The organism is Cupriavidus sp. SS-3 (assembly GCF_035818815.1).
GTDB classification, from domain to species: domain Bacteria; phylum Pseudomonadota; class Gammaproteobacteria; order Burkholderiales; family Burkholderiaceae; genus Cupriavidus; species Cupriavidus taiwanensis_C.
In genome coordinates, this window is record NZ_JAYLVT010000001.1 from 674,543 (window position 1) to 696,731 (window position 22,189).

Genomic DNA, 22,189 nt, shown 5'->3' on the forward strand with positions numbered 1-22,189 from the left:
GGATTTACGGAGATGCAATCATGATGACGGAACGCCAACGCAAGTTCAGGGAGCAATACAAGGCCGATATCAGCCCGCTCTACAACGGCCTGCTGCATATCGCCGTGATTTACGGCGTCGGCACCGGCGCGCTGTGGTGGGCCATCCAGCAGCTGCACCACGTAACCTGGGAGTGGGCGCTGATCCTGCCGGTATTCCTGGCGGGCAACTTCGTGGAATGGTTCATGCACAGCTATGTCATGCACCGCCGCATCGACGTCTTCGCGCTGCGCGCCATCTATGAGCGCCACACGCGCCAGCACCACCAGTACTTCACCGACCAGGAACCCACCATCGACACCACGCGCGAATTCCGCATCGTGTTTTTCCCGTGGCGCGTGCTGGCAACGCTCGGCGTGGGCGGCGGTGGCCTGGGCTACCTGGCATCGCTGATCTTCAATGCCAACGCCGGCTACTTTGTCTTCATCACCATGGTGGCGCAGTACCTGATCTACGAGACCTTCCACTATTGCTGCCATGTGCACGACAACTGGTTCGTGCGCAACATGCCCTTCATCAATACGATCCGGCGCCACCACACCGCCCATCACAACATGGGCATCATGATGAAGTACAACATGAACCTGACGTTCCCGATCGCTGACTACATCATGGGCACGTCCGACCTGCGCCGCGGCCTGCTCGGGCACCTGTTCAACGGCTACAGCGAAGCGCACGTCAAGGAAGAGCTGAAGCCGATCATCCGGAAATTCCGCACCGACCACTCGCGCGTGACGCTGGACGGGCCAGTGCTCGATGAAGACGAACGCCGGGCCATGGCCGCCTAGCCGCTCTGCGTGCCTGCCGAGCGCCCGCCGCGCTACTCCACCGAGTCCGGCACCTCCTCCTGCTCTTCCCCCAGGAAGCCGCCGCTCTGGTGCCGCCACAGCCGCGCATAGGTGCCGTTCTTCGCCAGCAGTTCGGCATGCGTGCCCTGTTCGATGATGCGCCCCTGGTCCATCACGATCAGGCGGTCCATGGCGGCGATGGTGGAGAGGCGGTGGGCGATCGCGATCACGGTCTTGCCCTCCATCATCTCGTCGAGGCTTTCCTGGATCGCGGCCTCCACTTCCGAGTCGAGCGCGCTGGTGGCTTCGTCCAGCAGCAGGATGGGCGCGTTCTTGAGCATCACGCGCGCAATCGCGATGCGCTGGCGCTGTCCGCCCGAGAGCTTGACCCCGCGTTCGCCGACCAGCGTGTCGTAGCCGGTGTGGCCATGCTGGTCGCTCAGCTGGCGGATAAAGTCATCGGCCTGGGCGTGCACGGCGGCGTGGCGGATTTCCTCTTCGGTGGCGTTGGGGCGGCCGTAGGCGATGTTGTCGCGGATCGAGCGATGCAGCAGCGAGGTGTCCTGCGTGACCATGCCGATGGCGCTGCGCAGGCTGTCCTGCGTCACCCGGGCGATATCCTGCCCGTCGATGCGGATGCGGCCGCTGTCCACGTCGTAGAAGCGCAGCAGCAGGTTGATCAGCGTGGACTTGCCCGCGCCGGAGCGGCCCACCAGCCCGATCTTCTCGCCGGGACGCACGGTCAGGCTGAGGCCGTCGAGCACCTGCCGTTCGCCGTTGTAGTTGAAGCGGACCTGGTCGAATTCCACTTCGCCGCGCCGGATCTGCAGCGCCGGCGCGCCCGGTGCGTCCTGCACCTTGGCCACGTGCGTCAGCGTGGCAATGCCATCCTGCACCGTGCCGATGTTCTCGAACAACGAGGCCATCTGCCACATGATCCAGTGCGACATGCCGTTGATGCGCAGCGCCATGGCCGTGACCGCGGCCACCGCGCCGGTGCCGATCTCGGCCCCGTGCCACAGCCACAGCGCATAGCCGCCCGCCGCCAGGATCAGCGCCACCACCAGGGCCTGGTTGACGATCTCGAACTGGCTGACGAGACGCATCTGCCGGAACCCGGTTTCCTTGAAATCCTCCATCGCCGCGCGCGCGAAGTGCGCCTCGCGCCGGGTGTGCGAGAACAGCTTGACGGTGGTGATATTGGTGTAGGCGTCGGTGACGCGTCCGGTCATCGACGAGCGCGCATGCGCCTGCTCCTGACCGACCTTGCCCAGCCGCGGCACGAAGTACAGCATGGCCAGGCCGAACAGCGCGATCCAGCCGATGAAGGGCAGCATCAGCCGGAAATCGAAGCCGCCCGCCAGCGCGATGATGGTGATGAAGTACACGCCGATGGCGAGCACGATCTCGATGAAGGTGAACAGCACCTCGCGCACCGCAAGCGCGGTCTGCATGACCTTGGTGGTGACGCGCCCGGCGAACTCATCGGAGAAAAAGGACAGGCTCTGCCTGAGCATCAGCCGATGGAAATCCCAGCGCAGCCGCAGCGGCAGGTTGATCGCCAGCACCTGGTGCTGCACCATGGTGCGCAGCGCCACCAGCCCGATGCTGATCACCAGCACGATGCCGATCCCCCACAGCACGCGCTGCTCCTGTGCCGAGGCTTCGCGGTTACCCTGCCACGCCGCCAGCAGATCCACCACTTGCCCGAGGAAGGAGAACAGCCACGCTTCGTAGATCGACACGCCGGCGCTCAGCAGCGCCAGCGCGACGAAGTAGCGGCGGGTGCCGCGGGTGCAGGCCCACAGGAAGGCCGCCAGGCCCTTGGGTGGCGGCGGTGCCTCGTCGGGAGGGAAAGGATCAAGCAGACGTTCGAACGCGCGCAGCACGGGGTCCTCCGAAACGGCAGAAGGCCCGCGATCCAGCCGGCATGCGGATCGGGCGGCCTTCTTCGGTGCGAGGCGCAGATTCTACCCCCGTAAGCGCGGTGGTGCAGGGCGTGGGCGGGCCGCGCCTATTCCGCGACGATCTTGCGTTCCACGGCGATGCGCTTCCACTGCGCAAGGTCCTGCTTCATGCGCGCGCCGAACTCCGCGGGCGTCGCGGCCAGCGGGCGCGAGCCGTCCGGCTCCAGGATCGCGCGCACCTCCGGCGACGCGGCGATCTCGGCAAGCTCGCGATTGAGCCGCTGCACCAGCGCCGCGGGCGCGCCCGCCGGCGCCAGCACGCCAACCCAGATCTCGATGCCATAGCCCGGCACCGACGCGGCCAGTGGCGGCAAGTCCGGAAACGCGGGATTCGGCGCCGCGGAGGTCACCGCCAGCGGCCTGACCTTGCCGGACTTGATCTGCGTGGCGATCGAGCTGTAGTTCGACATCATCACGTCGATCTGCCCGGCGGCCAGGTCGATCAGCGCGTTGGCCGCGCCCTTGTACGGCACGTGCATCATCTGGACCTTGGAGGTGTCGCACAGCAGTTCGGTGGCGAGCTGGCCGAGCGACCCCACTCCGGCCGAGCCATAGCTGATGGCCCCGGGCCTGGCGCGCGCCGCGGCGACGAGATCGGCCGGCGTGCGGATCGACCGGGATGCCGCGCTGGTGGACGACACCGCCAGCAGCAGCGGACCGTCGGCCACCAGCGCAACGGGTGCGAACGCGGCCAGCGGGTCATACGGCGAACGCGCCTGCGTGGCGGCAGCGGTCAGGAAGGTCGACGACGTCAGCAGCAGCACGGAGCCGTCGCGCGGCCCCTTGGCCACGTAGTCCGCGCCCAGCACGCCCGCCACACCGGGCCGGTTCTCCACGATCACGGTGTTGCCCAGGCGTTTCGCCAGCGCCGGCGCGATGGCACGCGCGATCACGTCGTTGCTGGCGCCCGCCGAGAACGGCACCACGATGCGCATCAGCGGCGGGACCGTGGCTGCATGATCGGGCGGCGCAGCGGTGGCAGGCAGCGGGGAGGCGGCCATCGCCGCCGCGGCCGCCGCTGCGGGCAGGCGGCACGCCAGCCGGTGCCAGATGCGCTTGAAACAGGTCTTGTCCATACGTCGTTCCGGAAATCGTCGTGTTGCAGCAAGCCAGCGCGGCCACGCTGCGGAAGCGGCCGGCGCGCGGCCCGGACCACCCGGGACCACGGCACGCCGCGCGAAAGGATCAGGCCGGGATCTCCAGCGTCAGCAGCGGCGCATATTGCTGCGCGCCGAAGATATCGCCATCGCCCGCGCTGCCGCTGGGCTGCGCGCGGTACATGGTGAACTTGATGGCGAAGGCCGGTTCGTACTCGACGAAATCCGAAATGCGCGAGACCGGCACGCGAAACAGCGCGGCCATGCTTTCGCGGGTCAGCGCCCGCGATCGCTTGACCCGTTCATATTCGGCTTGCTCGCGGAAAATGATGTCGAAGGTGATCTTGTTGACCCCGGCGTTCTTGCTGCGGATGGTCTTGGCGAGCGCGTGCAGCGGCTGCGCCGGTGCCGCGGTGGGCGCGGCGGCCGGGGAGGGCGAGGGGTGGCTGGCAATGGTCATGGTGGCTTCCTTGGCAACGGGGCGCGTCAAACGCCGGCTTCGACGACATGGGTGGGGAAGAGCGCGAGCGGGTCGCGCACTGCCATCGTATGGTTCAGCGTCCAGCGATAGGCGGGGCTGGCGTGCAGCACCTCGTCCAGCGGGAACGACACCGAGCCGGCGGTGCCCTTCACATCCGGCAGCCGCGCGTAGAACATCTGGCGCAGGCCGATCATCGCGACTTCCTCCGCCATCTCGCGCGTGGGCGCGACGCCCTGCACCATCACGCAAAGCTCGTGGCCGGGGCGGTCGCGCAGCGGTTCCAGTTCGCCCATCACCCCGTCGCGTCCATATACGTTGTAGTGCAGCGAATAGCCGGTGTCGCCGAAGCGCGCGCGCACCTGTTCGCGCGCCCAGGCAATGACGCGGTCGACGTTGGCGATGGTGTACGGGTCGCGGATGCCGCACAGGCCCACGTAGCGCTCGCCCACCTTGCCCGAGCCCTCCAGCTTGACGCGCACCTGCGGCGCGGGTTCGAAGCGGGCGCCGGTGATGCGGGTGGTGCGCGGATCGAGCTGCTCGTAGCGGCACTGGCTCATGTCGAGCCTGCCGCCGGCGACGAATTCCTCGAACGGATTGGAGCGCTCGTACATGGCATGTCCGGCCACCGAGGCAATGGTGCAGCGCTGCTCGGGATGCATGGCCGTGACGCGGACGTCGTCGCGGGTGATTTCGCCCAGCACGGTTTCCTTGCCGCCGTACGGCTCCGCGCAGAACGAGGCGCACTCCAGCACCTTGCCCAGGTAGTAGGCATGGTCGGCGGCAAAGCCGTGATGCAGCGCCGGCGCCGCGAACACCGCGGCATCGGAGCTGCGCCCGCCGATGATCACGTCGACGCCCTGGCGCAGCAGTTCCAGGTACGGGTGGACGCCAGCCATGGCGACGATGCGGTCGGTGGCGTCCAGTTCGGACAAGGTCAGGTCGGCAAAGCCGTCGAGACCGCGGATGGTTTCCCCCGCGCCCATTTGCTCCCGCACCAGCGACTTCGGCACTTCGGAATAGAAATACCCGATGCGCAAGCGCGGCAGGCGGTGCCGTTGCGCGAGGTCGCGCAGGATTTGGACATAGCGGTCGACGCGGCTGTTGGTGCCGGTATCGCCGGCCGAACCGATGATCATCGGCACGCCCAGCCGCCGCGCGGCCAGCAGCATGTGCTCGAGATCGTGGCGCTGCCACGCTTCGGGGCTGGTGGAGGTATCGGAGCCCAGCGGCACCGGCCCGACATCATCGCTGCCCGAATCGGCCGCGATGTAGTGCGGTGCGGCGGCCACGCCGATCTCGAAACTGCCCGTGCGCAGCGGGGCAAAGCCGAGATGGCCATTGGGGCAAATGATCTTCAGCGACTGCATTCAACATTCTCCGGTTAGGTGTCGCTTCGTTAAAGCGAGTCACGCGACACCAATACGCAGAAGCTGTGCCAGCCGGGCGATGATGAAATTTCCCTTGAAGATCAAAGGCTTGTGGCGAGGGGGCGGGGTGGCGCGCGATCTTCACGCGCCTGCTTGGCGTGAATTCCACGCCAGCGCGCGAAGTGCGCGCCGCGTCAGCCGGCGGGTAGTCCGAGCTTGCCCATCTGGTGCCGCAACGCATGGCGGCTCAGCCCAAGCCGGCGTGCGGCTTCGGCGAGATTGCCGCCACAGGCCGTCAGGGCCTGTTCGATCAACCTGGCCTGGAACTGTGCCGTGGCGGCGTGGTAATCCAGCGGGCCGGCCGGTGCAGCAGTCATGGGCATCAGGTCGGCCGGAGCCGCCGCGGCGCGGTTCATCTCGCGCAGGATCCGCGCCGGCAGGTGGGCCGGCAGCACGCAGTGGCCCGGTTCGAGCAGGCAGATGCGCTCCAGCAGGTTCTCCAGTTCGCGCACATTGCCGGGCCAGCGGTACGCGCGGAAGATGCGCTCGACTTCCGGATCCAGCCGCTCCATGCGGCTGCCGTACTGGCGGTTGTAGCGCTGCAGCGCGTTGTGCGCGAGCAGCAGGATGTCGTCGCCGCGTTCGCGCAGGGGCGGGATATTGATCGAGATGACCTGCAGCCGGTAGTACAGGTCCTCGCGGAACTTGCCGGCATTGACCTCGCTGAGCAGGATCTTGTTGGTGGCGGCGATAAAGCGTACGTCGACGCTGATCGGCCTGATCGCACCGACGCGGCGGAAGCGCCGGGTATCCAGCAGCGTCAGCAGCTTGGACTGCATCACCAGGTCGAGCTCCCGCACCTCATCCAGGAACACCGTGCCGCCATTGCCGGCCTCGATCAACCCTTCCTTCTTGCCCACCGCGCCGGTGAAGGCACCGCGTTCGTGGCCGAACAGTTCGGACTCCAGCAACTGCCCCGGGATTGCCGCGCAATTGATGTCGATGAACTCGGCGTCCGCGCGGCTCGACTGCTGGTGCAGCAGGCGCGCCACCAGGCTCTTGCCGGTGCCGGTTTCACCATAGAGCAGGACGGTACGCGCCTGGCTTCTTGCCACGCGCGCGACCAGGTCGCGCAGGGCAGCGACCGACGGATGGTTTCCGACGAGTTCCAGGGGAGCATTCATTGCGCATGGGGTGATGACAGGGAAACGCGCCAAATCCGACGGAACGGGCACGTGCGAAGAATTTTAAACGGGCGTGTGGACCACGCCGGCGTGGCCGCCTGGTGCTGGCAAGACATGGATGCTGCCTGAGCATGCAACCCGCAAAGACACTGAATTCTGAGATTAGCGTTTTTCAGATCTTTGCACGACTTACTGAATGTGCCAAATCTTCTATGCTGTAACGGGGTGGTGTTTCGGCCTCTCGCCAATGCCCTCGGTATCGACTCCGCTTGCTCCCTTGCCTTCCTGGCAGCCCGTCATCGTGTCCAGTGAGAACAACGCGCGCAAAGAACAAGAATATGAACACGGAACAGCCCACCCGGTCGATCAGGGTGCTTGTGATGGTGTACGTGCTGGTGGGATTGGCGTACCTGGCCTGGCGCGTCGACACGATCAACCTCGCGGCACCGCTGTTTTCCTTCCCGCTCTATGCGGCGGAAGTCTACGGCTATATCAGCGGCCTGCTGTTCGTGCTGATGACGTACCGGCTGTCGGTGCGGCAAGCGCCGCCGCCCGAGCCGGGCCTCAGTGTCGATGTTTTTGTGCCGACCTATAACGAGTCGGTCGAACTGATCCGCCGCACGCTGCTGGCGGTGATGCGCATGGATTATCCGCATGTCACCTGGCTGCTCGACGACGGCCGCCGCGAATCGATGCGCGCGCTGGCGCAGGAACTGGGTTGCCGCTATCTCGCGCGCGGCGATAACGCCCACGCCAAGGCCGGCAACCTGAACCATGCGCTGCGGCACAGCACTGGCGACTTCATTGCGATCTTCGATGCCGATCACGCGCCGCGCAAGGATTTCCTGGTCAAGACCCTGGGCTATTTCCGCGACGCGCGCGTGGCGTTCGTGCAGACGCCGCAGGATTTCTTCAACATCGATTCGTTCAACCACCGCCTGGGCAAGAGGCGGGTGTGGGATGAGCAGGCGCTGTTCTTCAAGGTGATCCAGCGCGGCAAGGACGCGCTCAATGCCGCGTTCTTCTGCGGCAGCTGTGCCGTGATCCGGCGCACCGCGGTGGCGCGGATCGGCGGCTTCGCGACGGAAACGGTGACCGAGGACGTGCACACCGCGATCCGCTTGCACAAGCTCGGCTACCAGTCCGTATACCACGCCGACTCGCTGGCGTTCGGGCTGGCGCCGCATAGCATCGACACCTACCTGAAGCAGCGCATGCGCTGGGGCATGGGGGCGATGCAGGTGTTCCGGCGCGAGAACATCCTGTTCAGCCGCGGGCTCACCCTCGGGCAGCGCCTGAATTACCTGGCCTCGGCACTGTTCTTCTTCGAAGGCTGGCAGAAGCTGATCTTTTTCCTGACCCCACCCGTGGTGTTCCTGACCGGTGTGCTGCCGATCATCTCGCCGCTGGACAATTTCCTGCTGCTGTTCTGCCTGTATTACCTGCTTTCGATCCTGGTGCACCTGGAACTCGGGCGCGGCTACAACTCGCTGTTCCTGAGCGAGCAGTACGCCATGGCGCGGTTCTTTGCGTTCATGTCGACCAGTGTCGGGCTGTTCCGCAAAAATATCCCGTTTGTCGTGACCGACAAGCAGATGTCTCAGACCGGCAAGATGTGGCTATGGCTGTCGCCGCTGCTGGTGCTCTGTGCCGTGGCCGCCGCGAGCATACCGGTCGGCCTGTACCGCATCTACACGGGCGGGATCCCGCTCGGCGCGGGCCTGGTGACGCTGTTCTGGACGCTGATGTCGCTGGGCTCGGCCATCGCGGTGGGCGCATACGCATACAAGCACTCGCGCAACCGCCGCGCCGAATACCGCTTTCCGCTGCGCGTTCCGGCTACCCTGACCGTCGATGGCAAGACCTGTCTGGGACTGACCGCGGACCTGTCACCGAACGGCGCGCTCTACCTGGGCGAAGCGATGCCCGGCCTGGCGCTGGGCGACGTGGTCGAGGTGGCGGTGCATCTGCCCAACCTCGTCGTCCACGACACCGCCATCGCCACCTTCGTCAAGGCGTCGCGGCCCGGCGCCGCCTACGGCATGTCGGTCGGATTGCGTTTCAACTGGAGCGCGCAAGGCAACACCGGTGCACTGGAAACCTTCCTGTTCGGCAGCAGGCTCCAACTCGAGATGGGAGCCCTGCGCGAGACCGAGACGCCGCCTCTGACACGTCTTGCCGAGATCCTCGGGCGTCACGGGGGCAGCCCGTCCGCGGCGTACAGCTGGGCCGCCGCGCTGTTGATGCAGCCGTTGCGCGTCGGCATGCTGCCGGTGGCCATCGCCACCATCGACGGCGCGGCACCGCTGCTGTTCAGCAGCATCGAGCTGGACCTCAACGCCGGCGCAACCCTGCGCCAGACCATGGCGGCGCAGGCGGGCGCCGTCCAGGAACAGGCGGTCCGGCTCACCCCCACGGGCCGGGTGACCACGCCGACCGGTGATTTCCACCTGTACAACATTGCACCGCATAGCGCGGCTTAACCCGGGAAGATATTGATGATGGCGTACGGAGGCCATGGCGCAGCGTGCCGGCGGCTGGCAGCGATGACACTCTTCGGCGGGCTGGCGCTGCTGGCCTCGCTGCCGGCGGCGGCCGATCCCTTCGTGTTCGGCGGCGCCAGCCTGGCCGGCGGCGGCGAGCGCAGCGAATACGTCGGCATCAGCGGAAAGCTGCTGCCGGTGCCGTTGCTGGTGCAGAAGTTCGTGGTCAGCGACTACCACTACAAGTACGGTACCAACGGCACCACCGTGACGGTGAACGGACAGGCGGCCGAGGCCGCGCTCGGCGTGCAGAAGGGCTGGTCGACGGGCTGGGCCGAGTTCTCGGCAGGCGCCCGCTACCGCTATAACCGCGTGTCGCCGGAAGGGGCGGACAACCGCTCTGACGGCGGCGAGTGGGGCCTTGCGCTGACCGTGCTGGGCCAACAGGAGTTTGCCCGGAACTGGGCGGTCAACGGCATCGCCAGCTACAACTTCGGACCCAAGGCCTACTGGGCGCGCGGGCGCCTGCTCTACAAGGTCTTCGGCGACGCCTGGGCGGGCGTGGAATTCATCAAGCACGGCGACCCGTTCTACCATGCCACGCAAGGTGGCCTGGTCGTGACCGGCATTGCCATCGGCAAGGGCGTGAACCTGGGATTCTTCGGCGGCGCCAGGAAGACCGCGGGCGAGCCGCGTTCCTTCTATGGCGGACTGGAACTGAGCAAGGCGTTCTGAGCGTGGCCGGAACGACACTGCCGTTCAGGAACTCACCTTCATCATGACGAGCCCGCTGACGATCAGTGCGGCGGCCAGGATCCTGACTGCGCTGGCGGGTTCGCCCAGCACGAACAGCCCCACCAGGAACGCGCCCACGGCGCCAATGCCGGTCCAGATGGTGTATGCCGTGCCGAGCGGCAGGCTTTTCATGGACAGGGAAAGCAGGGCGAAGCTGGCAATCATGGCCACGATGGTGATGGCCGAGTAGCCGGGGCGCGAAAAGCCCTCGGACAGCTTCATGGAGTACGCCCAAAGAACCTCGAGCACTCCGGCGATGACGAGATATATCCAGGCCATGATGGCTCCTTGAATCAAGAGCCGGGCCGTCCCGGACATTCATACCCGGTGCGGGCGAGGTCGTCCTCGAAAGTGGAGCATTGTACCGGATCGCTGGGGCAGGCGTGCGCCGGGGCGATGGGCCGCATGGTATCGTCGGCATGTCATGGTCATGCCCTGGGACGTCCAAGATCGGGGGGGGGAAATAATGAGAACGAGGCCGGTGCTGTGGTTCGTCGCGATGGTGTTGCTCTTGCCGCGGTTGGCCCTGTCCAGCGAATTCGGCAGCAAGGGCGGGCCGGAGCCTGCCAACCTTCAACAGATCGCGTCACGCCTGCGCGAGGACCCGTATGACCTGGAACTGCTGATCAGCTTCGGCACCTCCAAGGGCGGATCCGCCGGCCATATCGCGCTGGCGCTGCGTGACGACGCGGCGGGCGAAGAGCGGGTCTACTCGGCCAACTTCTACGCCGATCGCGACCCCGCGCACGCGAGCGGACGCTACACCACCGATCTGATGGTCGCCATCCCCAAGCAGGAATACCTGTTCAAGACCGTATCCACGGTCGCCGAGACCGCATCGTTCGGGCTCGACTTCGGCGAGATCTACAAGCGCTCGGTCATCGGGGTGCGGGTCTATGGCGTGCCGGCGGCGGACAAGGCAGCGCTGGCCGCGTACTTCCGCCGCATCAACGACGACTATCACCAGCAACGCAGCAACACCGAATATCACCACGGGCCGATCCGCTACGACTACCTGCGCCTGAACTGCGCCAAGACCATCGGCGCCGCCTTCAAGTATGGCGCCGGCTACCGCGACCTGGCAGTGACCGGCGCCACGCTGTTTTCAGGGCAGCGCATGATCGCGGCAGCCACCGCCAATATCCCGACCGAGATGGCGATGAAGCTGGTCCGGGAATGGGGCCAGCGCAACTACGGCATGGATGTGGTGCTGTACAAGAAGTACCGCGGCTCGGCCTATGTCGATCCGCAAGAGGAAGAAAAAATCGCCTTCAAGGACCTGCCCGATCGCTTCCCGTCGGTGCTGTCGCTCGACTTCCGCCGCGAGGCCGGGGCTTACCAGGACTATGACAACCTGCTGGCGATGTACCTGCTGTTCAATCTCGGCAAGTACAGCGTGCGGGTCAACGAACAGACCTTGTTGCTGGAAATCGAGAAATCGAAGGACCCGATGCCCTATGCCGAGGCGCTGCAGGCCGCCGAGCGCGACGCCCGGGCCGACAGCGAAAAATTCCAGCGCCATATCGAATTCCGTCCGAGTGGCGAGGGAATCGGCGAGGCGCCGGACAATACGCATCTTTACCACTTTAACGAGGAGGCGGAGAGGAAGGTGGCGCGCTAGGGAGCCGCCCCTTCAGTCCAGTTCGAGCCCACCCTGCGCCAGCAACTGCCGAAACACCGCCAGCCGCGCGTCGCCCGTTTCCGCCAGCCGGTCGCACACATGGAGGTATTCGGACATATCGCTGTGTCCGCGCAACGCATCCTTGCACTCCCGCTCAGAAATCTCCAGATGGACCCCGGTCAGCAGCGCGCGGCCCTTGCCGACCTGTGCGCTGACGATGGCGGGCGGTGTGCCGGCGATGCCTGCATAGACGGCCAGCACCTCGGTGCCGGGGCCGGGGGCGTCGGCGAAGTCGAAGCGGCAGCCGCCGTGGTAATGCGTGTAAAGCGATAGCGGGACTTCGGTCAGCTTGTCCGTGGTCCGCAGTTCCACCGCGGCGGTGGTGCGCGGGGTGCCGTCATAGAGCTTGCCGCCGGTCAGTTCAGGCAGCGAGCCGACTGCCACCGCATCCACCAGCCGCAGTTCGCGCGGGCCGCAGATGGCGCCGCGGGTGCCGGCGTGGAAGGCCAGTTCGCGGCAGGCGTAGTAGGCGCCCGCGCATATCCCGAGGTAGACGCCGCCCCGTTCGACAAACTGCCGGATGCGCGCGTTCGGCGCGCCGTTCAGCAAGGCGCAATAGGGCAGGTCGGCGCCGCCCGGCATGACGAACATCACCGCGTCGTCGAACAGGGTGGCGTCGTGCCGGATCTCGCTGGCCATCACCGCGCGGATTTCATAGGCCCCCGCGGGCAGCTGATGGCCGATGGTGCGCATCAGGCATGCGGTCCAGTCCGACGCGCCGGCGTCGACATAGGTAAGGATCTGTGGCTTGGGCATGGCCGCATCCGGGTCTTGTCGTCTCCGACTCTAGCCGGTTGGTATCGAAAACGCCATGCCGTCCTCGGTGTGAAAGCAAGGCAGAGCCAACCTGCTATGCTGAAACAGCCGAAGCCGGCGCTGTCGGCGCTATCCGCATGCGGTCAATGCAATTTGCGCCGCGGCACTGGCTCCGATCCCGCAGCTACCGGGTAAAGGAAGGAGTCAGCCATGCGTATCTCGCCTGTTCTGTGCGGTTTTGTTGTGGCGGCGGTGCTGGGGCTTGCCGGTTGCGCAACGCCGGATCGTGCCAAGCCGGCCACGACTTCGTCGTTATACGACCGGCTTGGCGGCATGCCGGCGATTACCGCGGTGGTCGACGACTTCGTCGGCAACCTGGCGACCGACCCGCGCATCAAGGCAAAGTTTGCCAATGCCGATATGCCGCGCCTGAAGACGCGGCTGGTCGAGCAGATCTGCGCGGGTTCTGGCGGACCCTGTACCTATTCGGGCCGCGATATGAAAACCGCCCATGCCGGCATGGCCATCAGCAATGACGAGTTCGATGCGCTGGTCGACGACCTGGTGAAATCGCTCAACAAGTTCAAGGTGCCGGCGCGCGAGCAGAAGGAATTGCTGGCGATTCTGGGGCCGATGCGCAAGGATATCGTCTCGCGGTAACCGGTCGCGCCGGGCGGTCAGCACTCTCGGTCTCAGCCGCGCGCGGCCGCCCGCCATGCCCCCGGCGGCAGCCCGAAGCGCCGCGTGAAGCTGCGCGTGAAGGTGGTCTGGTCCGGATAGCCTGACATCAGCGCGATCTCGGCCAGCGGCAGCCGGGAGTCCGACAGCCACTGCAGCGCGCGGTCCAGCCGCAGCCTGGTCTGGTAGCGGTGCGGGGTATCGCCGAAGGCCTCGGCGAACAGCGTCTGGAAGCGCCGCACGCTCCAGCCGAAATGCGCGGCCAGTTCCGGCACGCGCAGCGGCGCGGCCAGGTTGGCGCGCAGATGGGCATCTATGGCCATCAGCGGAAAGACCTCGCGGTCGGCGGGCATGCCGAGGCTGTCGGCCAGCGTCGCGGCCAGGGTTGCCGCAAGGTGCCAGTCTGCCTGCGGCGCGCGTGCCGCGCACGCCGTGCGCCCGGCCGCCAGCGCCCGCACCCGGTTGCCAAGGGCGCCGTCCAGCGCGAACGCGCGCGGACGCGCCATCAGCCTCGCCGGCAGCGCCACCGATTGCGCGGGGAAGTCCGCCACCAGCTGCAGGTTCCCCTGATAGCCCATGTAGTCATGATGGCTGCCGGCCGGCACGATCAGGCCAGTGCGGTCGTCGACGCGGTAGAGGTGGCCGTCGAGTTCCAGCTCGGAGGCGCCGGCCAGGCCGAACAGCAGCTGGTGGTAGCCGTGCTGGTGGCCCTCCGGCTGCGGCCGGTAGCGCCGGTGCTCGACCAGCGGCGCGGCGCGCGCTTCAGCGGGCTTGCGCATGCCGCATCCTGCCACGGGTCTGGCACAGCCAGACGCCGGCACCCGCCACCGCCATGCCCAGCATCTGCACGGCGCCGAGGCGCTCGCCGAACAGCAGCCACGCCTGCAGCGCCGCCAGCGGCGGCGCCAGGAACATCAGCGCCGCGGCATTGGCGGCCTGGCCGCGCCGCACCAGGCTGACCAGCAGCCAGGTGCCGGCGCCGGACAGGCCGATCGCGGCCCAGGCCAGCCCGGCCCACAGCGCTGGGCCGCCGTGCCAGTGCAGCGGCGCGCCGGCTGCCTGGATCGTCACCATCGCGGCGGCGACCAGCATGGCGCCCAGGTTCTGCCACGCCGAGCTGGCGCGCAGGTCACAGGCGGCGATGGCGGTTTTCTGCAACAGGGTTCCCATGGTGATCGAGACAATGGCCAGCACGCCCAGCAGCATGATCCACGGCGACACCGGGCGGGCCGCGCCGTGCAGGCCGGCCTGCATCGCCGGCGCAACCACCAGCGCGACGCCGAGCGCACCCAGCGCCAGCCCTTGCCAGGTCCGCCTGGAAGGTAGCTCTTTCAGCAGGGGAATGGCAAGCAGCGCGGTCAGCAGCGGCTGCAGCGCGCCCAGCAGCGCCATGATCGCCGGCGGCAGGCCCTGGGCGACGGCGCCGTAGCCGGCGCACAGGTAGATGCCCTGCATCAGCGCGCCGGCCAGCAGGTGGCGCGGCGCTTCGCGCAGCGGCGGCCATGCCGCGCGCGCGGCCAGCGACCACGCCACGAACATCAGCCCGGCCACGGCAAAGCGGCCCAGCAGGAACAGGCTGGTGTCGGCCAGCGGCACGATCGCCTTGCCGACGATAAAGCCGGTGGACCAGATCAGGACGAAGGCCATGGCGGGCAGCCAGGCGACAGTGGACAGGGGGCGCGACATGCGGTCAGGCGTTTCCGCTGCGGGAGCGGAAAAGGCAGAAAAAAGGCAAGGCTAGCCAGGCGTGGCGCCGGTGTCTTGGCAAATCCGGCAATCTCGCACTGAAAGCACTGGTAACACTCGCGTGGCGTCGTCGCGTCAACCGGACCGGGCTTGCCACGTAACATGGTGATGGGGATCGAACCGGACGAGGTGAACCACATGGAACCAGCGCAGCATGCAAGACCACCTGGCCTCGGGCGCGTGACCGCCTGGCGCGCCGCCGCCGTGCTGGCGCTGGCCGCGTGCCTGGCAGGCTGTGCCCAGCTGCAGGCGGGACCGGGCAACGGCGACGACCGTGGCGCCACGGCCGCCGCCGACCTGCGCTGGCTCAATACCGTCACCTACGGCGCCGACCAGGCCTCGCTGGACGCGCTGCACCGGCTGGGCCGCAAGGGCTTCCTCGCGCAGCAGCTGGCGATGCCGCTGGCCGATCCACCCGAGCTGGCGGCCGCCATCGACGCCTTGCCCAACCTGCGCGACGGCGCCGCCGCGCAGGTCCAGGCCGCGCGCGAGGCGCGCCAGCGCATCGATGCCCTGCCCGACGACGCGAGCCGGCAGCAGGCGCGCCAGGCGCTCAACCTGCAGGGCCGCGAGATCGTGGCCGATGTGGCGCGGCGCCACTTGCTGCGCGCGCTGTATTCGCCGGCGCAGCTGCGCGAGCAGATGACATGGTTCTGGATGAACCATTTCAACGTCTATGCGGGCAAGGGCCAGGTCGGGCTGCTGCTGGCCGACTATGAAGAGCGCGCGATCCGGCCGCACGCGCTCGGCCGTTTCCGCGACCTGCTGATGGCCACGGTGACCGCGCCGGCGATGCTGGTCTATCTCGACAATGCCCAAAGCAGCGCCAACCGCGTCAACGAGAACTACGCGCGCGAACTGATGGAGCTGCATACGCTGGGCGTCTCTGGCGGCCCCAGCGGTTCGCGCTATACGCAGCAGGACGTGCAGGAACTGGCGCGCGTGCTGACCGGCGTGGGCGTGAACCTGCGCGGCACGCCGCCGCCAAAGCTGCCGGCGGCGCGCGCAAGCCTGTACCGCAGTGACGGCCTGTTCGAGTTCAACCCCGCGCGCCACGACTTCGGCGCCAAGCTGCTGCTGGGCCAGCGCATCGAGCCATCCGGTTTCGACGAAGTGGCGCGCGCAGTATCGATGCTGGCGCGCGAGCCGGCCACGGCGCGCTTTGTCAGTGCGAGGCTGGCTGCGTACTTCATCGCCGACCAGCCGCCGCCCGCGCTGGTCGAGCGCATGGCGCAGACCTTCACGCGCACCGACGGCGATATCGCCGCGGTGCTGCGCACCATGCTGCTGGCGCCCGAACTGGACCGGCAGGCGGACCCGTCCCCGCGCAAGTTCAAGGACCCGATGGTCTATGTGGTGTCGTCGCTGCGACTGGCCTATGAAGGCCGGCAGGTGGCCAACCTGCGCCCGGTGATGAACTGGCTGAACCAGCTGGGCGAGCCGCTGTACGGCCACGTGGCGCCCGACGGCTACCCGTCGGCGGAAAGCGCGTGGGCCAGTTCGGGGCAGTTGGTGCGGCGTTTCGAGATCGCGCGCGCGATCGGCTCGGGGCCGGCGGGATTGTTCGCGGGCGACGGCACCACGCCGCGCGGCGCGCGCTTCCCGACGATCGGCAACAAGCTCTACTACGATGCCATCGAAGCCACCCTAGGCCCCGCCACGCGCGCCGCGCTGAGCCAGGCCGAGTCGCAGGCGGAATGGAACACCTTGCTGCTGGCTTCGCCCGAATGGATGCAGCGCTGAAGGCAACGGAGAGCACCATGCAACGCCGACAATGGCTCAAGACGATGGGTGGCGCCGCGCTCGGACTGACGCTGCCAGCCATCGCCTCGCGCGTCTACGCGCTGCCCGCGCAGGCCGATGCGCGCTTCCTGCTGGTATTCCTGCGCGGCGGCTATGACGCCGCCAGCGTGCTGGTGCCGGCCGGCAGCGACTTCTATTACGCGGCGCGGCCCAATATCGCCATTCGCCGCCCGCCCGCGCCGGGTGCCGACGCGGATCCCAATGCCGCGGTGGCGCTGGCATCCGCCGTTGGTGCCGACAGCGCCGCGCGCGGCATCGGCGACTGGGCCCTGCACCCGGCGCTGGCACCGACCTTGCTGCCGTTGTGGCAGCAGGGCCAGCTGGCCTTCGTGCCGTTCGCCGGCACGCACGACCTGTCGCGCAGCCACTTCGAGACCCAGGACGGCATCGAGGCCGGCCTGCCCGGCCATGACGAAAGCCGCCAGGCCGCGGCTGCGCTGCGCGGCAGCGGCTTCCTCAACCGGCTGGCCCAGGCCATGGGTGGCCAGGCTGCGCCGGTGGCGTTCACCGACGGGCTGCCGCTGGTGCTGTCCGGCCCGCGCGACGTGCCCAATGTCTCGCTCAAGGGCAGCGGCCGCGCCCCGTTCGATGCGCGCCAGGCGCGGCTGCTGGCGCAGATGTACCGCGGCACGCGTTTCGAGTCACTGATCGACGAGGGCTTCGAGCTGCGCGAGACCGTCGCGCGCCAGGCGCAGGCGGAAGCGCCGAAGGGCGGCATGGCTGGCGCCGGCCCGGCCACCATGGCGTCGCGCCAGCAGGAGATGCAGGCTGCCAGCCGCCGCGCGCTCAGCGCGCGCGGCTTCGAGGTCGAGGCCCGGCGCATGGCAGGGCTGATGCGCGAGCGCTTCAACCTGGGCTTTATCGACGTGGGCGGCTGGGACACCCACGTCAACCAGGGTGCCGCGCAGGGCCAGCTGGCCGGGCTGCTCGACAACCTGGGCCGCGGTTTGTCGGCCTTTGCCGCGGAGATGGGTCCCGCATGGAGCAAGACCACCGTGGTGGTGCTGTCCGAGTTCGGCCGCACCTTCCGAGAGAACGGCACGCGCGGCACCGACCACGGTCACGGCACGGTCTACTGGGTGCTGGGCGGCGCCGTGCGCGGCGGGCGCATCGCCGGCGAGCAGGTTGCGGTGGAAGCGGCCACGCTCAACCAGGATCGCGACTGGCCGGTGCGCAACGAGTACCGGGCGCTGCTGGGCGCAATGTTCCGCAGGTTGTACGGGCTGGATGCGGCGCGGCTGGCGCAAGTGTTTCCGGGGGTGGCGGGGCGGGATATCGGCCTGGTGTGAACCGCGTTCCGGCCGGCCGCACGCCGGGTCCGGCGGCTAGCGTTGGCCGGCCGGGGTGATGATGGTGGGTGCGAGCGGCGTGATCGGTGCTGCGGGCGCAGGCGCAGGCGGCGCCGTTGGCGTGGAGGAGGCAGGGGGCGGGATGGTGGCAGGGGCCGGTTCATTCGCCGGGGGCGGCGCAAGCGGCGCGCTTGCAGCGATGTCCGGTGGCGGCACCGCCATCACCGTCTCTCCCCGATCCAGCGCCAGGCTGGACTCATCATGGTCGCTGTCGGCCGCCGCGGCGGACGCAGCGGCCGGCGGCGCGACCTCGGCTTCCTGTGCCGGCAATGCCGGGCGGCGCGGCGCCGGGCGCGGTGCCGGGTTCTCGCTGGCCTTGTCGCGCGTGAACAGCTGGCTGAACCAGCCGCGCAGCTGCGTGCCCAGCGACGCAAACAAGTGCGTCTCTTCATGCTCGGCAAAGCGCGCGCGGCCGTCGATGATGCGCGCGCGCAGGGCGCGCTGGTAGAAGTCGCCCACCATCGGCAGCGCGCTGTGCGCGCCCTGGCCCCAGTAGTCGCTGCGCAGCGTGATGCGGCTGTCGTTGAAGCCGACCCAGGCGCCCGCCACCAGTTCCGGATGCATCAGGATGAACCAGCCGTCGGCATTGTCCTGGGTGGTGCCGGTCTTGCCGGCGACGTCGGCGCGGATGCCGAAGCGCGAGCGGATGCCGGCGCCGGTGCCGCGGTCGATCACGTCGCGCATCACGTCGAGCAGGGTTTGCGTGGCGGCGGCGGGCAGCGCGTGCTCGGCGCGTGCGGGGCGGAACACCTGCAGCACATTGCCCTGGCGGTCTTCGATGCGCGTCACCATGGTCGGCGCGATGTAGTCGCCGGCATTGGCGATGGTGCCGTAGGCAGCCACCATTTCCTTCAGCGTCACCGGGCTGGTGCCCAGCGCCAGCGACGGCACCACGTCGAGCTCGCTGTCGCGCACGCCCATGTTGCGCGCCAGCCGTGCCACGCGCGCGGGGCCCACTTCCTGCATCAGCTGCGCGGTGATGGTGTTGCGCGAATAGACCAGGCCGTCGCGCAGCGTCATGGCGCGGCCGGTGGGCCGGCCTTCGTCGCTGGGGCGCCAGATCTCGCCGCCGGACAGCGCGATTTCCACCGGCTGGTCCACCAGCGTGTCGTCGGGCGTCTTGCCCTCGTCGAAGGCCGCGCCGTAGACGAAGGGCTTGAAGGTCGAGCCCGGCTGGCGGCGCGCCTGCTGCACGTGGTCGAACGCGTCCTGGGTGTAGTCGCGGCTGCCGACCCAGGCGCGGATCTCGCCGTTGCGCGGATCGATGGCCAGGAAGCCGGCCTGGATCCGCGTCTTGCTCTGGTGCAGCGCGCGCAGGAAGGCGCTGTCGGCCATCAGGTGGCGCAGCGCCTCGTCCGGTGCGGTGCCGGCGGCGACGGCGGCGCGGTACTCCGGGGTCTCGCGCACCAAGGCCTGCACCAGCGGCTTGTTGGCGGCCCAGCCCGCGCGCGGCGCCCAGGCGGCGTTGGCAACCGCCTGCAGCCGGTTGCCCTGCTGCACCACGGCCTGCGTGGCCATGGCCTGCAGGCGCGCGTCGATGGTGGTGTGGACCACCAGGCCGTCGGCGTAGATGTCGTAGCCGTTGCGGTCGGCCCAGCCGATCAGCCATTTGCGCAGCTGCTGCGCAAAATGGGGCGCGGGCCCGGGCGGCTCGGTCTGCCGCTCGAAGTCGATGCGCAGCGGGCGCTTCTTCAGCTGCTCGTAGCGCGCCGCGTCGAGCTTGCCGCGCTTGACCATCTGCCCCAGCACGGTATTGCGCCGGTCCAGCGCGCGCTCGGGGTTGAGCACCGGGTTGTAGTAGCTGTTGCCCTTGAGCATGCCGATCAGCGTGGCGCTCTGCAGCACGTCGAGCGAGCGGGCCGGGCGGTCGAAGTAGGTGCGCGCCGCCATCTCGATGCCGAACGCGTTGTACAGGAACGGCACCGTGTTGAGATAGGTCTCGAGGATCTCGTCCTTGGTGTAGAGCGCCTCGATCTTCAGTGCGGTGATGGCTTCCTTGAGCTTGCGCGTCAGCGTGGGGGCACGGCCGATCTCGTCGGGATAGAGGTTGCGCGCCAGCTGCTGGGTGATGGTGGACCCGCCCTGGCGGTCGCCGGAAAAGGTATGCAACGCGGCCGAGGCGATGCGGCGCCAGTCCAGGCCGTGGTGCTGGTAGAAGCGGTGGTCCTCGGTGGCGATCAGCGCCGCCACCACGTTGGGCGAGATCTGCTTGAGCGGCACCCAGTCACGGTTGGCCCACTTGAACACCGCCAGCTCCTTGCCGTCGGCGGACAGCACCTGGGCCGGCTGCTCGGACTTGGCCTTGCGGATATCGCTGATGCCCGGCGTGAACGGGATCAGCACCAGCACATAGAGCAGCAGCGCCGCCGGCAGCGCGGCCAGGCCGGCCAGCAGGCCGCGCCGGGTAGGGCGCAGCGTGCCGGGCCGGGTCAGGCCGGCGCGCGCGGTGCGCGCCGCCAGTCGGGACAGCCCTCGCCGGAGCGGGGCAGGCAGTGAAGCCGGGAACGAGGCAAGCAGCGGGGCAAGCCGGGTCTTGATCTCAGCCAGCTTCATGAGGCGAAGCGGTCAAGGCACGGGCGCGGGGCGGCACGGGACACTGGCATTACCGTCGTCGGAAAAGCCTGCATCCTACCAAAACGTTCCCGCCGGTTACAGGGAAAACCCCCATCCGCGCGCGATGTGCCACTTCCTGCTGCGAAGCATAGGTCACAAAGCTTTCATATTGCGCCGCCACAATGCCGGGGCCGCCACTCGTGCGGACGATGCGCCGTTGCCGGGTTGCCCGGCTGGGTCGCAGCGCCATGGCTCTCCATGGCGATTCACGGCCCTGGGTCCGGTGCGGTGTCGTGCCTCAAACAGAACACAGAGAAACTACAGTGAAGAAAGCTCTCCTTGCAATGACGGCAGCAGCGGCCGCGTCGGCCGCATCCGGGGTGGCGTCGGCCCAATCCGCGTCCAACGTGACGCTCTACGGCATCGTCGATGCCGGCGTCGAAGTGATCAGCAACGTGCCGGGCAGCGGCGGCGCCGAAGGCACGGCCGTGCGCCTGAACTCTGGCAACCTGTCGGGCTCGCGCTGGGGCCTGCGCGGCACCGAAGACCTGGGCGGCGGCCTGAAGGGCATCTTCGTGCTGGAAAGCGGCTTCGACGTCGACACCGGCACCTCGGGTCAGGGCAACCGCCTGTTCGGCCGCCAAGCCTACGTCGGCCTGCAGGGCGGCTGGGGCGCGGTCACGCTGGGCCGCCAGCAGAACGCGCTGTACGACCTGTTCGGCGCCTTCGACCCGATGGGCGTGGGCCCGCGCTACTCGCTCAACAGCGTCGACTCGGCCTTCAACGGCCGCGCCGACAACGCCGTCAAGTACACCGGCAAGTTCGGCGGCCTGACCGCCACCGGCTTCTACAGCTTCGGCCGCGACAACAACGAAATCCCGGGCGAGACCAAGGTCGGGCGCAACTTCGGCGGCGGCCTGACGTATGCGGCGGGCGGCCTCTCGGTCGGCGCGGCCTACGACCAGTTCCACGGCGGCACGGTGGCGCTGCAGGACCGCGCCGCCAAGCGCGCGGCGGTGGGCGCGGCCTACGCCTTCGGCGGGGCCAAGGTGTTCGCGGGCTACCGCTGGCTGCGCGACGACGGCGTCTCCAGCGCCACCGCGGCCGAGACCCGCAGCAACGTCTACTGGGCCGGCGCGCAGTACCGCTTCACGCCGGCGTTCCTGCTGACCGGCGCGGCGTACTACAACGACACCCGCAACAGCGACGCGGATCCGTGGATGTTCGTGCTGTCGGCGGACTACTCGCTGTCCAAGCGCACCGACGTGTACCTGAACGTCGGCTACTCGAAGAACAAGTCGGGCTCGGCGCTGGGCCTGAACGGCGTGGGCACCGTGGTTGCCGGCGAGAACCAGACCGGCGCGACCATCGGCCTGCGTCATCGCTTCTGAGCGTCACTGCCTGATGCCTGCCCGGCCGGCT

General features: G+C 68.2%; 18 protein-coding genes. 8 read left to right on the plus strand and 10 right to left on the minus strand.

Annotated elements, in window-relative coordinates:
• The first annotated feature begins 20 nt into the window (after positions 1–20).
• A complete protein-coding gene (locus tag U9J39_RS03000; protein WP_326346491.1) occupies positions 21–827 on the plus strand; it encodes a fatty acid hydroxylase family protein in 807 nt (268 codons plus the stop codon).
• A gap of 32 nt (positions 828–859) precedes the next feature.
• On the opposite strand, the gene U9J39_RS03005 is transcribed toward U9J39_RS03000, so the two are convergent.
• The 5 genes from U9J39_RS03005 to U9J39_RS03025 form a co-directional block, all read right to left on the minus strand.
• On the minus strand, positions 860–2,716 hold the full coding sequence (locus U9J39_RS03005; RefSeq protein ID WP_326346492.1) for an ABC transporter ATP-binding protein: 1,857 nt from the start codon (positions 2,714–2,716) through the stop codon (positions 860–862).
• Positions 2,717–2,841: 125 nt separating this feature from the next.
• Positions 2,842–3,870, minus strand: a complete 1,029-nt coding sequence (locus tag U9J39_RS03010) for a tripartite tricarboxylate transporter substrate-binding protein (RefSeq protein WP_116314055.1) — start codon at positions 3,868–3,870, stop codon at positions 2,842–2,844.
• Positions 3,871–3,979: 109 nt separating this feature from the next.
• Positions 3,980–4,351, minus strand: coding sequence for a DUF4387 domain-containing protein (locus U9J39_RS03015; protein ID WP_326346536.1), 372 nt, complete (start codon positions 4,349–4,351; stop codon positions 3,980–3,982).
• 26 nt (positions 4,352–4,377) lie between these two features.
• Positions 4,378–5,739 (minus strand): acyclic terpene utilization AtuA family protein, encoded by a 1,362-nt coding sequence (locus U9J39_RS03020; protein WP_326346493.1) that lies wholly within the window; start codon positions 5,737–5,739, stop codon positions 4,378–4,380.
• Between the two features lie 194 nt (positions 5,740–5,933).
• Entirely contained in the window at positions 5,934–6,923 is a 990-nt protein-coding gene (locus U9J39_RS03025) for a sigma-54 interaction domain-containing protein (RefSeq protein WP_326346494.1), read from the minus strand.
• A gap of 338 nt (positions 6,924–7,261) precedes the next feature.
• Here U9J39_RS03025 and U9J39_RS03030 point away from each other — a divergent pair, with 338 nt between their 5' ends.
• Together U9J39_RS03030 and bcsS are read left to right on the plus strand one after the other, a co-directional pair.
• A complete protein-coding gene (locus tag U9J39_RS03030) occupies positions 7,262–9,406 on the plus strand; it encodes a glycosyltransferase (RefSeq protein ID WP_326346495.1) in 2,145 nt (714 codons plus the stop codon).
• 63 nt (positions 9,407–9,469) lie between these two features.
• Positions 9,470–10,141: a cellulose biosynthesis protein BcsS gene (gene bcsS / locus U9J39_RS03035; RefSeq protein WP_115683532.1), complete on the plus strand. Its 672-nt coding sequence runs from the start codon at positions 9,470–9,472 to the stop codon at positions 10,139–10,141.
• 24 nt (positions 10,142–10,165) lie between these two features.
• On the opposite strand, the gene U9J39_RS03040 is transcribed toward bcsS, so the two are convergent.
• The gene (locus U9J39_RS03040) at positions 10,166–10,480 is read right to left on the minus strand and encodes a DMT family transporter (protein WP_115683531.1); all 315 of its coding nucleotides are present in this window, start codon (positions 10,478–10,480) and stop codon (positions 10,166–10,168) included.
• Between the two features lie 187 nt (positions 10,481–10,667).
• Between U9J39_RS03040 and U9J39_RS03045 the strand changes: the two genes are divergently transcribed.
• Entirely contained in the window at positions 10,668–11,822 is a 1,155-nt protein-coding gene (locus tag U9J39_RS03045) for a hypothetical protein (RefSeq protein ID WP_326346496.1), read from the plus strand.
• A gap of 12 nt (positions 11,823–11,834) precedes the next feature.
• Here the strand turns inward: U9J39_RS03045 and U9J39_RS03050 are convergent, their stop codons facing one another.
• On the minus strand, positions 11,835–12,638 hold the full coding sequence (locus U9J39_RS03050) for a BPL-N domain-containing protein (protein WP_115683530.1): 804 nt from the start codon (positions 12,636–12,638) through the stop codon (positions 11,835–11,837).
• Positions 12,639–12,848: 210 nt separating this feature from the next.
• Between U9J39_RS03050 and U9J39_RS03055 the strand changes: the two genes are divergently transcribed.
• Positions 12,849–13,298 (plus strand): group I truncated hemoglobin, encoded by a 450-nt coding sequence (locus U9J39_RS03055; protein ID WP_116314061.1) that lies wholly within the window; start codon positions 12,849–12,851, stop codon positions 13,296–13,298.
• A gap of 32 nt (positions 13,299–13,330) precedes the next feature.
• Here the strand turns inward: U9J39_RS03055 and U9J39_RS03060 are convergent, their stop codons facing one another.
• Together U9J39_RS03060 and U9J39_RS03065 are read right to left on the minus strand one after the other, a co-directional pair.
• The gene (locus U9J39_RS03060) at positions 13,331–14,095 is read right to left on the minus strand and encodes a helix-turn-helix transcriptional regulator (RefSeq protein ID WP_116314062.1); all 765 of its coding nucleotides are present in this window, start codon (positions 14,093–14,095) and stop codon (positions 13,331–13,333) included.
• A complete protein-coding gene (locus U9J39_RS03065; protein ID WP_116314063.1) occupies positions 14,079–15,002 on the minus strand; it encodes a DMT family transporter in 924 nt (307 codons plus the stop codon). Before U9J39_RS03065 ends, U9J39_RS03060 begins: the two co-directional genes overlap by 17 nt.
• 198 nt (positions 15,003–15,200) lie before the next feature.
• Between U9J39_RS03065 and U9J39_RS03070 the strand changes: the two genes are divergently transcribed.
• Both U9J39_RS03070 and U9J39_RS03075 read left to right on the plus strand, forming a co-directional pair.
• Positions 15,201–16,805, plus strand: coding sequence for a DUF1800 domain-containing protein (locus U9J39_RS03070; protein ID WP_326346497.1), 1,605 nt, complete (start codon positions 15,201–15,203; stop codon positions 16,803–16,805).
• 17 nt (positions 16,806–16,822) lie between these two features.
• Positions 16,823–18,154, plus strand: coding sequence for a DUF1501 domain-containing protein (locus U9J39_RS03075; RefSeq protein WP_326346498.1), 1,332 nt, complete (start codon positions 16,823–16,825; stop codon positions 18,152–18,154).
• A 36-nt stretch (positions 18,155–18,190) separates the two neighbouring features.
• Here the strand turns inward: U9J39_RS03075 and U9J39_RS03080 are convergent, their stop codons facing one another.
• A complete protein-coding gene (locus tag U9J39_RS03080; protein ID WP_116314064.1) occupies positions 18,191–20,767 on the minus strand; it encodes a penicillin-binding protein 1A in 2,577 nt (858 codons plus the stop codon).
• 323 nt (positions 20,768–21,090) lie between these two features.
• On the opposite strand from U9J39_RS03080, the gene U9J39_RS03085 reads away from it, so the two are divergent.
• A complete protein-coding gene (locus tag U9J39_RS03085; protein WP_116314065.1) occupies positions 21,091–22,158 on the plus strand; it encodes a porin in 1,068 nt (355 codons plus the stop codon).
• Positions 22,159–22,189 lie beyond the last annotated feature (31 nt).